The 14,687-nt window shown below is 42.2% G+C and carries 6 protein-coding genes and 2 pseudogenes; 3 read left to right on the top strand and 5 right to left on the bottom strand.

Annotated elements, in window-relative coordinates; translation table 11 throughout:
* Positions 1-14: 14 nt before the first annotated feature.
* From tamL to ACYIAR_RS08325, 3 genes and pseudogenes are all read right to left on the bottom strand, one after another.
* Positions 15-2,324: a translocation and assembly module lipoprotein TamL gene (tamL, locus tag ACYIAR_RS08335; protein WP_480333419.1), complete on the bottom strand. Its 2,310-nt coding sequence runs from the start codon at positions 2,322-2,324 to the stop codon at positions 15-17.
* Between the two features lie 879 nt (positions 2,325-3,203).
* A pseudogene (tnpA, locus tag ACYIAR_RS08330) lies at positions 3,204-3,651 on the bottom strand (IS200/IS605 family transposase).
* Positions 3,652-5,063: 1,412 nt separating this feature from the next.
* Complete coding sequence (locus ACYIAR_RS08325) at positions 5,064-9,719, bottom strand: translocation/assembly module TamB domain-containing protein (RefSeq protein ID WP_480333417.1); 4,656 nt, start codon at positions 9,717-9,719, stop codon at positions 5,064-5,066.
* 258 nt (positions 9,720-9,977) lie between these two features.
* Between ACYIAR_RS08325 and ACYIAR_RS08320 the strand changes: the two genes are divergently transcribed.
* Positions 9,978-10,511, top strand: a complete 534-nt coding sequence (locus ACYIAR_RS08320) for a hypothetical protein (protein ID WP_480333415.1) — start codon at positions 9,978-9,980, stop codon at positions 10,509-10,511.
* A 113-nt stretch (positions 10,512-10,624) separates the two neighbouring features.
* On the opposite strand, the pseudogene ACYIAR_RS08315 reads toward ACYIAR_RS08320, so the two are convergent.
* Both ACYIAR_RS08315 and ACYIAR_RS08310 read right to left on the bottom strand, forming a co-directional pair.
* Positions 10,625-11,473 (bottom strand): annotated as a pseudogene (locus ACYIAR_RS08315) (IS3 family transposase); the annotation flags it as partial.
* Positions 11,458-11,838 carry a helix-turn-helix domain-containing protein gene (locus tag ACYIAR_RS08310; RefSeq protein WP_480333413.1) on the bottom strand — a complete coding sequence of 127 codons (381 nt, stop codon included), beginning with the start codon at positions 11,836-11,838 and terminating at the stop codon, positions 11,458-11,460. The gene ACYIAR_RS08310 and the pseudogene ACYIAR_RS08315, both read right to left, overlap by 16 nt.
* A 196-nt stretch (positions 11,839-12,034) precedes the next feature.
* Between ACYIAR_RS08310 and istA the strand changes: the two genes are divergently transcribed.
* Together istA and istB are read left to right on the top strand one after the other, a co-directional pair.
* A complete protein-coding gene (gene istA, locus ACYIAR_RS08305) occupies positions 12,035-13,600 on the top strand; it encodes an IS21 family transposase (protein ID WP_480331378.1) in 1,566 nt (521 codons plus the stop codon).
* On the top strand, positions 13,590-14,363 hold the full coding sequence (istB, locus tag ACYIAR_RS08300; protein ID WP_480331376.1) for an IS21-like element helper ATPase IstB: 774 nt from the start codon (positions 13,590-13,592) through the stop codon (positions 14,361-14,363). The genes istA and istB overlap by 11 nt, the downstream gene beginning before the upstream one ends.
* Positions 14,364-14,687: the final 324 nt, after the last annotated feature.

Genomic DNA, 14,687 nt, shown 5'->3' with positions numbered 1-14,687 from the left:
CCCATCCCTCATCCTTAAAACGGATACCCAATCGCCAGATGGAACCCCAACCCATCCTTGAAATTCGGAATATTATAATACCCCTTCTTACCCGTATCATACGGAACATGCAGGGCAACACCACAATCAAAACGGAGTACGATGAAATCCAGGTCATAACGGAGACCTAGACCAGTACCAAGAGCCAGGTCATTAAGGAATGAACCCCACTTCAACTGACTACCCGGCCTGCTGGGATCATTATGTATTGTCCATATATTACCGGCATCAAGAAATGTCGCACCATACAAATCCGCGAAAATCGGGAAACGGTACTCCAGGTTGGCCTCCAGCTTCAAATCACCTGTCTGGTCGATATATCCGTATTTGTTGTTTGTATCCGGAATGAAACGGCCTGGACCAATACTTCTGATAGTGAAAGCACGGATACTGTTAGCACCACCAATATAGAACTGCTCGTTGTATGGAGTAGAATGGTCCTCAGCATTACCATAACCATAAAGCACACCCGCCATAAGTCTTCCCACCAGATTATGCCCCTTTGCAATCTGCCGGTTATATCTTATTTCACTTGTCAGCTTCACAAACTGGGCAAAAGGATTACCTAGCAACTGCTTGTTTGCATCCATGAATTTGTTGCCTGCAATCATATATACAGCTCCCAAAACATTACCCGCCTGAGTAAACGAAGTCTGCCACCACAAATGATGTTTCTTAGTCTTAACCGTAGCATCATCATATGTATATGTATAGCTCATCGATGGCACAAACTGATCTTGCAAACTGAGTCCCAGAGCCTGATTCTCACCCACTATAGAATCGAAATTTGCCGTAGTATGCTGCAATTTGTTAAACGCCAGCTTGAACGGTACCACAGAGTGATGACTTGTTGGCGACGACTGGAAATCAAACGTAGCCCCACCACCGAATGACAGCATCTTGAAGAACTTAGCCCTGTTCATCTGGTCCGCATATATCCTGAATGTAGTGCTCGACGGATAAACCGTTTCCCTGTTCAGATACCCCGGGAAAATAAGCTGAGGGATAGTAAGGGTACTGCTCAACCCGAACTCATAACTGTTCATCAGTGAAGACGAACCATCCACACGGTTACCTGTCTGCCACTCATACGAACCTTTCAGCTGTACACCAAATGTTTCGCCACCACCGAAAATATTATGCTTCGTAACACTGAAAATAGCACCCGGACCAGTCTGGTTGTTACTCTTAGTCGTAACATTCAATTCCAGCTCACCGTCCAGAGGCAAATCATAAGCCGTATTGATTTTCAGGTCCAGAGTACGGCAATCCTTACTGCTGTCCCTTGGCGAGAATTGCATTTCCGCATATTTGAAAATCCCCAGTCTTGCCAGAGCTGTGTGAGTCGCCTCCTGCTTCTTGGCAGAATAAACCATATCCGGTGTAAGCTTCATCCTTCTGTAAATAGCTGCCGGCCTCACACGTAGTTTATCTTCATAATGGAAAGTGATATTATTATAACTAACCGTATCTGTAGGCACCTCATTATTATACCCGTTCAGGTAAATATCAATGTTCCCTATTTTCCACTGCCTCAAAGCCTCAGACGGGATACCCGGAGTTCGGATAATTTTTAAATCCACCTTCTCCGGCACACGGGTAGTGTCTGCCTGATAGGTAATATATTCAGGACGGAAATAATAGAAACCATTATCCCTTAGAATGGAAGATAAACGCTGCCTTTCAGCCTCCAGCACCGTAACATTGAAATTATCACCCTTTTTAAGTAAAGTCTCATACCTTCTTTCCCTTACAAGAGTATCCGTACGATGCTTTCTTCTCATCATAATAATACTGTCATAGGTATAAGGATTTCGCATGGAAATATTATAGATTATTCCTGCCTGCTTTGGATCCTTAGGATTAGGAACCACCTCATAAGACGCATTCCCCCTGAAATACCCGTATTCTTTCAGCAAATTTTGAACAACCTTAACGCGCACCTCAGGATTGACATTCGACATATATACTGGTTTTGCCGCCAGTTTGTCGAAAAGCCATTTCCCAATTTTCCCTTCTTTCTTCACCAAGGCATTATACATCCACAAACCGAATGGGAAAGGAATCCTTACGGACGAGCTTCCCAGCAAAGCATTGTTTGGGGGGTAGGCAAGTGCCGCCTCAATTTCTTCTATGGTAATGTCTCCTGCCTCAGTGGAGTCCTGTTCAGTGATATTGATTTTTTTGATACCGGTGTACAGTATCTCATCCTCCGGTAAATTCCTGGTTGTTGAACAGGCGGTCGCCAGAAGCAGTATAAATAGTATGTATATGTTTTTTGACATATCGTTTTAAGTTTGTTTATTAGTTAACAAGCTAGCGGGTCTCTTTGTTGTTATTGTTATTGAGAATCACAATCCGAATATATAAATAATAATTTTAAGTTTTTGAGTTTTTAAGTTGAAAATGTAACGAGTAGATAAGGTATCAGATTCAAGGGTTGAAAGGCTGAAAGCCTTCCTATAGCCCAGGGTGTGAGCCCTGGGTTACAGATGCAAAATACGAAATGAGCCCTGAAGGGGCGGTACAATGTGAATTAAAGTTTCGCCCCTTCAGGGCTTTTTGGGGAGGGGGGTATCTTTGTTTTCCCAGGGCTTACACCCTGGGCTATCAAATCCGCCTAGTCGGATTTGTGTTAGGCTTTCAGCCTAGTTTCAGCAACAATAATCATGTTTGTGAAAATTATATATTGATATTTATGTGTTGGATATAACACAAATTGAACAAAAATGTAGGCGGAATACAATATTGCGCTTAAGGCTGAAAGCCTTCCTATAGCCCAGGGTGTGAGCCCTGGGTTACAGATGCAAAATACGAAATGAGCCCTGAAGGGGCGGTACAATGCGAATTGAGGTTTCGCCCCTTCAGGGCTTTTTGGGGGAGGGGTGGTGTCGTTGTTAACCCAGGGCTTACACCCTGGGCTATCAAATCCGTCTTGACGGATTTGTGCAAGGCCTTCAGCCTATGTTCAGCAACAATAATCATGTTTGTGAAAATTATATATTGATGTTTATGTGTTGTATATAACACAAATTGAACAAAAATGTAGGCGGAATATAATATTGCGCTTAAGGCTGAAAGCCTTCTTATAGCCCAGGGTGTGAGCCCTGGGTCAAATGTCGCCCCTCTCTAAAAAGCCCTGAAAGGGCGGTACCCCCTTCCGTTCATAAATATTTTTCATCAAAACAAACACCATATTCAATCAAAAATGTTTTTATTTCATCAATAAAACTAATTCTTTTATGATGTTCATCCTGATTGGAAATGTATCTTTTCACAATTTCAATTTTAGATTGGCTAACAGAGAATGCGCCAAAACCACTTTGCCAATAGAAATTCCGAATATAATTTGTTTTGTTCCTTTATCCATTGTGAAGAATTACATTTTATTATTTTGACCATATTTGAAAGACTTAAATTTTTGTTTAGGCTGCATAATATGTGTATATGGTCATTCGTACCTCCAATTATTATTGGTAAACAATTAATTTTTACCAATATGGTTCGGATGTAATTATGGATTGTAGATAAATCTTCGTTCCGAATAGTCTTTTCTCTGTTTTTTGTGCTGAAAATAATGTGGATGTAATTTTGTGATAGTGATTGAGCCATAATTTCATAGTTTAAGTTTCAGAAATAATCATAAAGGTATGATATATATATGTTATATGCAATAATTATGTATGTAATAATGATAATTTTTTAATAATGTGATTTTGGGCATATATAATGTTTCGCCCTTTCAGGGCTTTTGGGGGAGAGGTGGTGTCGTTGTTAACCCGGGGTTCACACCCTGGGCTAACAAATCTGCAAAAGCGGATTTGTGCAAGGCCTTCAGCCTATGTTCAGCAACAATAATTATGTTTGTGAAAATTATATATTGATGTTTATGTGTTGGCTATAACACAAATAGAACAAATATGTAGTCGGTATACAATATTGCGATTAAGGCTGAAAGCCTTCCTATAGCCCAGGGTGTGAGCCCTGGGTTACAGATGCAAAATACGAAATGAGCCCTGAAGGGGCGTCACAATGCGAATTGAGGTTTCGCCCCTTCAGGGCTTTTGGGGGAGTGTGGTGTCGTTGTTAACCCAGGGCTTACACCCTGGGCTATCAAATCCGCCTAGTTTCTGCAACAATAATCGTGTTTGTGATAATTGTTGTTGTTTCCCCAGGGTTCACACCATTGACTATCAAATCCGTCTTGACGGATTTGTGCAAGGCTTTCAGCCTAGTTTTTGCAACGATAATTATGTTTGTGAAAATTATATATTGATGTTTATGTGTTTGATATAACACAAATTGAACAAATATGAAGGCGGTATACAATATTGCGCTTAAGGCTGAAAGCCTTCCTATAGCCCATGGTGTAAGCCCTGGGTTACAGATGCAAAATGTGAAATGAGCCCTGAAGGGGCGGTACAATGCGAATTGAGGTTTCGCCCTTTCAGGGCTTTTGGGGGATGGGTGGTGTCGTTGTTAACCCAGGGCTTACACCCTGGGCTATCAAATCCGCCTAGTCGGATTTGTGTTAGGCTTTCAGCCTAGTTTCTGCAACAATAATCGTGTTTGTGATAATTGTTGTTGTTTCCCCAGGGTTCACACCCTTGACTATCAAATCCGCCTTGACGGATTTGTGTAAGGCCTTCAGCCTATGTTCAGCAACGATAATTATGTTTGTGAAAATTATATATTGATGTTTATGGGTTTGATATAACACAAATTGAATAAATATGTAGTCGGAATACAATATTGCGATTAAGGCTGAAAGCCTTCCTATAGCCCAGGGTGTGAACCCTGGGTTACAGATGCAAAATGTAAAATGAGCCCTGAAGGGGCGTACAATGCGAATTGAGGTTTCGCCCCTTCAGGGCTTTTTGGGGAGGGGTGGTGTCGTTGTTAACCCAGGGCTTACACCCTGGGCTATCAAATCCGACTAGTCGGATTTGTGTTAGGCTTTCAGCCTAGTTTTCCCAGGGTTCACACCCTCCTAACAAATCCAGCTGCGGATTTGTGCAAGGCTTTCAGCCTTCTCCTTCCTCACTCTTTACCTCTTTCTCCTTCTCTTCCTCTTCCGTCACCACTTTCTTCTTCTTCCTGAAATCAAACAGCTCCCTGAGGAATTGCATTTTCTTTCTTAACACAATACCGGCGCCGGTTTCCGTAAGCTCGCCTTCAAGCAAACTCTCGTAATCCTTGTTGTGGAAAAGCTTTACGTATCTTGTGCCGGTACGGTCCAGCCTGTATTCAACCGACACATTGTCGATGAAAGGCTGAGCCTGTCCACGGTTGATATCCTCACCCGTAGATATACGTCCGCCCAGGATAACACTGATACGGTCGTTATAGAAACGCTTCGCGAAACGGAAAGAATAATCCGTGCGCTTCGTCCCGTCCCCATTATTGTCATAACTTTCCATGCCAAGATTTATATCTATGGCACTTTGCGAACCAATAATATTATTAATCTCACTCTGCAGGAAGCTGTTCAGAGCCGAACCCATGTTCATTCCGCCTTTAGCCGTAGAACCGCCGGCAAGATACATACCCGTAACCAGCATACTCACAGCCTGCTTCGAGCGTTCCTCATCGCCCATCCTCGCCAGCTGTTCCTGCACCGAAGCATCTTCCGGAGCATCCAGGATAAACTTCAGCCCAAGATTCTCCAATCTTTCTGTAAGGGAGATACCAACATCAAAATTAACCATTCTGGACGAATTGTCAGCCATTGCCACACTCGTTCTTATCCTTTCCGTTGCAGTCAGATTCAGAGTCGGGTCCATAATATCCCCCGTCCACTGCACATAACTGCCATCATGCACCTTGAATTCCTTCAGAGGAATCACCGGCAAACTATATTTAACCGTACCACCCGAAAGCGTATATCTTCCGTTAAGCAGCATATCCCCCATAGGAGTATATTGGAACGACAAATCCCCGCCACCCTCCAGGTTGATATGGCTCGACTGGTCCGGAGTAAGATCCACATTGATTTGCACCGCCTGGTCGATATGCACCGTCATCAGCATATCCAGACCGCCAAGCTTAAGCTCCGCCGGCTTCACCCTTCCACGGTTCAGAGAATCTTCAGCAAACGAAGTGAAAGTCACCAGACCCGACAGACGGTCCTGCACCGTAAGCGGAGAATCCGTAAGCACATAAGTGAAATTACTTCCACCCAGCAAATTCAGATTACCCCTCATCACAAGACTTTCCAACGGACCTTTAACCGTAGAGTTCATATCCACCATGATTTTGCCATACACCATACTGTTCTTTGTCCTCTTGGCATTCAGCAGCTGCATATTGTCTGCCGTAAGCTTCAGGTCGGCAACCATAGATGACGGATTTTCAAAGTTGATATTACCGTCAATCACAAACGGATTCTTTCCGGCAGAAAGAATACTGTATTTGTTGAAATTGATTTTGTAATCCTTTATATTGATTTTCTTGTTGTCAAAGGTCAGAGACGAATTTGCCGCAGCAATATACATCTTTGCCGTATCCATTTGCATAAATCCGCTGATATCCGGCTCGTCGGTATGACCGGCAATATTCAGCTCGCCATTCAGCAATCCGGACAACTTAGCCATACCATCCGGAATGAAAGCATTCAGCATTTCAAGAGGCAAAGCCGACACAAGCAGATTACCGTTGATATCATCTTTCTCGTCATCCTCAGGAGTAGCATTATACGAAGCCGTAGCCGAAACAATCTCGTTCCCGTCCCTGAGCATATGCATATCCACCTGATGCTCATCCTTACCCATCGGAAGATAAACAAGGTTCATCAGCAAATCACCCACACGCCCCTTATCGTAATGCAGGCTGTCCACACTCATACCCGAAACCACCATAAACGAACTGTCCGAAGGTACATATTGCATATCAGCATTCAGCAATCCCTGCAACGGCGGAACATAAGTAGGAAATGCCTTTGAAATAACATCAAGGTCAATCTGGTTCAACTCCGCATGCAATTCCGTCATACCACTGTCCGGCATAACAGAATAAACTCTCAGAGCAGCATTGTTCTCACCCCTCAGCTCAAAATCAGCCTCCACATTCTTCTCGTTGTGGTATGAAATATAATTATCCGGATTCAGCTTGAATTTCCTGAATGCAATAACTGGCTCCTCCGGGAAGAGATGAAGATTCACGCCGCCTTTTTCATCCTTGCCAATGCGGGCACCTAAGAGCACACCCGTACTGTCCCTGCCGTCGGCAAATCTCAGCAAAGCATCGGCAAATGTAGTCTGCAACTGCCCGTTAATATCAATTTTGAACGGCAATTGCTTGCGATGCTTATGCTTCACCACCTGAGCATTATAGAAAATACCCACAGTATCCTGGCGCACATCAAACCTTACCGTATCAATTTCAAATGTATCCCTTGCAATGCGGAACACACCCCCGTTCAGGCTCAAGCCATCTTTTGGAGAAGTACGTGCCACAAATCCCATTTCATCAAACTCCACATAATACATCTGCAAATAATTGAACACCGGATTATCCCTTTTCGCTTCTATCTCCAGTTTCATATCCGGCAGCAGAGGACGCAGGGCATACAGCTTTATCACGGAATCCTTTTCCATCTGCATATTAGCATTGTCCATCACTTTCGAGAACTGGTCGGCAAGTCCCATAATATCCTTTCCGCCTGAAAGAGTAATTCCCAGGTCACCCGCATGGAAAGCCAGAGCCGTAGTATCCTTGTCGCTATGAGCCTTCAGCACAAGACTCTTAGGTCTGACAGTCTGCTTCGGAGTCTCAATCTCCCAGTTACCCAAAGTGAAATCCGCATCATATTTCTTATAAGTATCCGTCGAAGCCTCTGCAAAAATCTGGAAAGAAGTAGATAGCGGAGCATCAGTCAGATGCAATTTGTGCAAATCAATATGCTGCATATCCGCTATAAGCATAGCGCTGATATCATTTTTTTTAAGAGTAGCGTTCAGGGTAATATCCATTTCGGCAAGAGGGAAACGGCTCACCAAATCCACTTGGGCAAAATTTTCCTTAAGCGAAGCATCTATATTCACATCAGACACCGAACGCTTGCCATAAACAATATCCTTAATCTTGCCCTCAGCTTTAATACTTGTTGAAGGCTTGAATATATCCGTACCTTTGCCCTCCGCATTGAACTCGGCAGTAAGCCACATAAGAGAATCCTGAGGCATAAAGTGAACCGGCTCCAGACTGTCAATCCTTGCATTCATGCTGTAACTTTCCGTTTCCGGAGTATATCGTGCGTCCATACTCACCACACCACGACCTTCGATAAACGAAAGCTCACCCTCATACGTACCGTTAGCCACCCTTGCATTCGCCCTCAGTTCCATATTACGCGGAATATTGAACATCTGCCTGTCTTTCGGTGACAACAGCATTTTCAGGAAATCTAGATTATGAGAATTCAGAATCGCCTCCACTTCTCCGTTTCTCTTCTTCTCGTCGGCTGCATTCTGCATTATACCCCTTGTCTGCAAATTCAGGATATTATCCCATTCAGCATCAAAACTGTTCAGATAAAGCATATCCATATTACCCTCCACTTCACCTCTCATTTTAAGAGGCTGCTCAGGGAAAGCATGAACGAAAGGAGTTGACAGATTACCACCAGCAATCAGTAAATCCTCTTTGCCGAATGATGAAGTGAACACAGCCTGCATATTACCCTTTGGCTTTTTGTCGAGCGACTTCCATGGCACTGTAGCCGTCAGGTCCATCTTTGAATGCGCAGTCCTGATTTTCAAATCCGGGATATGAATCTGGTGGTTGTCCGAGTGCATCAGACCCACAACAGAGTCCACCCTCAAACCCGAACGCTCGCTGAAAGAGAAAGTCCTCAAGTCCGCATCCATATTCTTTCCGGCATAAATCAAGTTACGCCAGTCAATTTCAATATCCGAAAGAGCAATATGCGAGAAATCCAGCCCTTCAGCAGGAGCCTCAAACGACGCGTCATATTGCGCCGTTGAACCGTTGACAGTAAATTTACCAACCTTATATATAGAATTACCAAGGTCAATCTCCCCTCCATTCAGCGCCGCCTTTTTTATAAACGAAGCAATTCGCAAAGTGTCCGACGGCATTTGCAAGGCAAACGAAACATTTTCCAGCCCAACATATTCCAGTCCGATATTCCAGTTCACCGGTTCCGAAGCCGTAGTATCCTCTTCAGCCGGTTCACCCATCAGGAGAGTAATAGCCGAATCCTCAAGCCGGGCATTGTTCACCACCGCCTTTTGTTCGCCAAGTTTCACCCTGTCGGCAACAAGATAGAAGCGGCCCACCATACCTTTCACCTTCAAACCGTCGATAAGATTACCGGTGTTGACCTTTGCGCTCTGCAAATCCACACTTTTCACCAGCACCTCCTGTTTCAGCAAAGGCAAAGGCTTGATGCTTATCCCCAGGTGTTTCATCGCCAGAATAGTATCGGTGCCGGCAGCGTCGGAAAGAATTTCCACCCCGTCGATAGTGAAGTTAAGAGGAAAATCCAGCCTGATTTTCTTTATCCCTATTTTCATCCCTGTCGCTTCAGTAGCATATTCCGCCGCCTTTCGTACGGCAAAATCCTGGATAGGAGGGATGTATAACAGTATGGATACAAGAAGGATTAGCCCTATAGGAATAAGGAAAAACCAGCTTAATATTTTAATCCATTTGTTCATGTTTCAGTTGACAAGTTAACGAGTTGACAAGTTGACGAGGGGAGGATAAGGTTCGCCTTGTCAACTATTTTATTATAAACACAAATATAAGGGGATTTGTTTGAAAAAGGAAAAAATATGAAGGCAGAGGAGTTGACGAGGAAGTAAGTAGACTAGACATCAGTAATGGGGTTGTTTGGCTGAAGAGACAGAATTTTGCTAAGAACTATGTATCTTTGTAGTTGCAAATCAATTTTATTAATAAATAACCTTTACAAAATGAACGCTAAAATTTTATTTAAAGCAGCAGTTTTATGTATGGCAATGTTGGCCGGTAGTATTACATTTTCATCTTGTAGCGAAGATGAAGAAGATCCGATTGAAGAAGAAACAAACAAACTTACAGACGTAAATGTTAAATATTCAATTAACCTTTCGGAAAATTGGTTTAAATACTTTGATATAGAAGTAAGCTATAATACCGGAGTAGAAGAGAAAACGATTACAATAACAGAAGGATTGAGCCATAATGTGACAGTTCCTTATACAGGGGAAGAAGTCAATTATTATTGTAATGTAACAGCCAAACCAAAAGCAGAAGTTCCTGCTTTTAATACAGATACAGCATACTATTTTGCAGAAGAAATTCAAGTAGTAGTATCTGGAAAAATGGAGGATGGCACTGTTGCCAGTGATTTCGGCCTTTCTGGAGCTATAGCATCAGGTAGTATAAATATAGCAGGAGCAGCTATGGAAGCATATACTCAGAATGAACATGAACTATACACATTTTCATATACACCGGAAAAATAATCCGGAATAACCGGAAGTAGAATAAAATGACACTATAAAATATTTTGTGTAAATGGAAAATACGGGATTCAAGTTTGATGTGACCCCCAAAAGTTGGACGGTTTAACATTATATTAGGAGGCGGACTTCGATTGGAATAGGGCTCGGTATTGTACCGGGCTCTTTCCATTCAGCCTCAGTTTGATCCTGTCATTGTTGTAGTAGCGTATATACTTAACCAGTTCCTTTGAGAACTGTTCAACGCTGTCCCACTCCTGCAAATATAGCAATTCATTCTTCAAAAGTCCGAAGAAGTTCTCCATCATGGCATTGTCCAGGCAGTTGCCCTTACGTGACATGCTTTGCACGATATTCCTGTCTTTCAATGCCTTCTGGTATCTCTGATGCTGATAGTGCCATCCTTGATCAGAGTGTAGTATGAGTCCTTCCGGTATATCAGTTTTCTTGAACGCTTTATCCAGCATCTTCATTGCCATTTCCAGGTCCGGACGATATGATATTGTGTAAGATATTATCTCCCCATTGAACATATCCAGGACAGGAGAAAGATATATCTTCCTGTCCTTTATCTTGACTTCAGTCACGTCAGTTGCCCATTTCTGGTTAGGTGCAGTTGCCGTGAAGTCTCTGTCAATGACATTGGGCGCAACCGTTCCGATCTCACCTTTATATGACTTGTACTTTGCCGTCTTTCGCTTGCCATATAGGTCCATCTCTACCATAAGTTTCTGTACGGTCTTGTGGTTAAGGTGCATACCGTCATTACGCAGCTGGGCAGTTATTCTTCGATAGCCATAACGTCCTCTGTGACGATCATATATCTTTCGGATTGCATTTCTTGCATCATTGTAGCCGTCAGGTTCTAACATCCTTTTCGTATGGTAGTAGAATGTGGATCTGGCCATCCCTGTCTTCTCCAGAAGAATCTCGAGATCATGCTCCTGCCTTAGTTCTTGGATGGCTTCCGCCCAATCTCTTTGAGACGGGCGTCTCTTGCTTCTACTAAGGCTTTCACTTTTTTTAGCAGAGCATTCTCAGCCCTCAGGCACTCATTCTCGTATCTGAGACGTTCCAACTCTGTCATTTCTTCCGGTTTCTTTTTCCTTGATCTTCCCATGGCATTCTTTGGTAGGCGGCCTCTTGGCCTGGTGATAGCTAAAGCATCATAACCTTGAGTCCTGGCGACTTTTAGCCATACCTTGATTTGACTGGCACTTGCATTATACTTCAACGAAGCATCCAGCAAAGTTATATTATTTTCTTCAACATTACGAACGACTTCAAGCTTGAAGGCATAATCCGCCCTTACATTTTGCTTTTTCAACAATCCCGTTGGACCTGGAAAATATAAAGTCACTTGACCCACTATTATAAAAATCACCTGACCCACCTTTATAACCGAAACTGACCCACTTAGATTATAATAAAAATTGACCCTATAGAATTACCACATTTCAGTCTTGTTTTTGTACTTTAAAAAGCATTTTAACCCGGTATCATTAACCGAATAAAAATTTTAAAGAATGAAAATAAGAATCAAGCACATACTGCGGTGCTACCAGTCAGGAATGAGTATCCGTAGTATCAGTTCTTCTCTTCTGATTTCACGTAATACAGTAAAACGGTATATCCGAATATACGAGGATATGGGTATAGAGCTGGAACGCCTGTTGAAAATGGACGAGCATCATCTGCATGAACTTTTCGGTACGGAGACTGACAACGAATCAACAGGATCTGCAGAGTATAAGTATCTTCAAGAACATATACCTGAGTACATTAAACGACTTAAATCCCGTGGAACAACAAGAAGGTCCTTGTATGAGGAGTATCTGAGAAACCGTCCCCAAGGTTACAGTTATTGTTCATTCTGCCTGTATCTCAGACGTGAAAGGGAGGTAAAAATACCGGTTGGACGCATAGATCATATAGCTGGTGATCAGATGTATGTGGATTTTGCCGGTGACAAACTTTATATTTCAGACAGGAATACGGGTGATAAGGTTCCCGTAGAAGTCTTTGCTGCGATACTTCCATGCAGTCAGATTACTTATTACGAGGCTGTACCATCGCAAAAGAAAGAATATCTTATCCAGGCATGTGAAAATGCTTTCCATTATTTTGGAGGTGTACCAAATGCCATAGTTCCCGACAACCTCAAATCTGCCGTAACAAGGCCCGGTGGAATAGAGCCTGTAATAAATGATGACTTTGCGGCATTTGCAGACCATTATGGTTGTGTTGTCTTTCCGGCAAGAGTGCGCAAACCCAAAGACAAGGCTTTGGTTGAAAATGCTGTAAGACTGCTTTACAGGGAGGTATATTCAAAGATGACAGGATTGAAATTCAATGATATTGAAGCCTTGAACATAGAAATAATGAAACATACTGACGCATTGAACAGCCGAAAGATGTACAACCGCAGCTACAGCCGTAGGGAGCGTTTCCTCGAGGTCGAGAAAGACAGGCTACATATATTGCCGGCAACAAGATTTATATCAAAAAACCGGAAAACGGCAACTGTCATGAAAAACAGTTATGTATCGCTTAACAATCACTATTACAGTGTTCCTAAAGAGTATATAGGCGATGCTGTAGAATTACTGTATGATGGGGACACAGTGGAGATATATCATAAATTCAGACACATAACGACACATCGCAGGGATGATACACCTTTCACTTATTCAGAAAAACCTTCCCATAAACTTCCCGGAGTACTACATGAATACAGAATCAGAATGGATGATATATACCGCAAGGCACGTGAAATAGACCCGGTAGTGGAAGAGTATATAAAGTTGGTGGCTGTTGCCAAAAAATATCCTGTTCAGGCTATACGTTCAGCTGATGGTATATTATGTCTTGTGGAATGTTTCGGACACGACAGAGTGGTTCTTGCATGCCAGATAGCAATGGAATCCTGCATGTTCGGGTTCAACGAACTTGAAAGCCTTCTGGTAAACAGGGAAGATGAAAAGTATCATATACAAATGGAGGGGCTTGCTCCTGAACTTACCCCTAAACACAGAAATCTCAGAGGTAAGGATTATTTTAACTCTAAAAATATGGATAAAAATGACAAGTAATAATAAAACAAACAGAACTGTCGGAAAAAATATGGACAGAATAATGGAGTTACTCTCCAAATTACGTTTTTACGGTATGCTTGAAACATACAGGAATGACTGCAGGACAACATCCTCTGATGGTATGACAAACGATGAGTTCCTGAAATGGCTTCTTGAAAGCGAGTATGATTACAGACGCAATGTAAGCATTGAGCGACTGATAAGATCTGCAAACTTCAGATATAAGGCATATATGGAAAAAATAGACTATACAATAAAACGGAACCTTGACCGGAACCAGCTCGAGAGACTTGCTTCTCTTGATTTTATAAGAGACGGACAGAATATTTTTATCACAGGAAGCTCCGGAACAGGTAAAAGCTATATAGCTTCAGCAATAGGATATGAAGCATGCAAAAATGGAGTCAGAACTTTATACTCCAATGCGTCAAAGCTTATGGGACAGCTTAAAATGGCCAAAAACAAGGGAACTATAGAATCTGAGATGAAAAAAATTGAAAAGTGTTCACTGCTTATTTTAGACGATCTCTTTCTTATAGGACTGGATGCCAGGGAAAGGTCAATACTTATGGAAATAATAGAAGACAGACACGGAATAAAATCAATCATAATAACATCACAACTTCCAGTTGAAAGCTGGTATGATGCAATTGGAGATCCTACTTTAGCTGATGCAATCCTGGACAGAATTGTACATACGGCACACAAAATTGAACTAACGGGAGATTCTGTAAGAAAGATTAATGCTAAAAAGAAGTAGTATCTGCTATAAAGAATTATAATTGAAACTGACCCGGGTTAAAATGCATTTTTCTCTACTTAATTCTAATATTTTTTTGATGGGTCAATTTAGAGTATAATAGTGGGTCAAGTGACTTTATATTTTCCACATTATACAGTTCTGCTTTAATCTGGGCATTATCCAATTATTTTTCAAATGGGCGATTTCTACTCTTAATGCTTTAACCTCCTCATTATACTCTATTTTACTTCGGGCTGTAGATGAGTTTGCTTTCATATCGAATTCTTTGTCTTTGCGTTCTTCAGCAAAAGTGCTTAGAGTAACATAACTGAGAGAAAATAT

The sequence above is a fragment of the Parabacteroides sp. KHUB-01 genome (assembly GCF_056640935.1).
The sequence above is the reverse complement of the archived record's forward strand: the minus strand, read 5'-3'. Positions and strand labels throughout refer to the sequence as shown.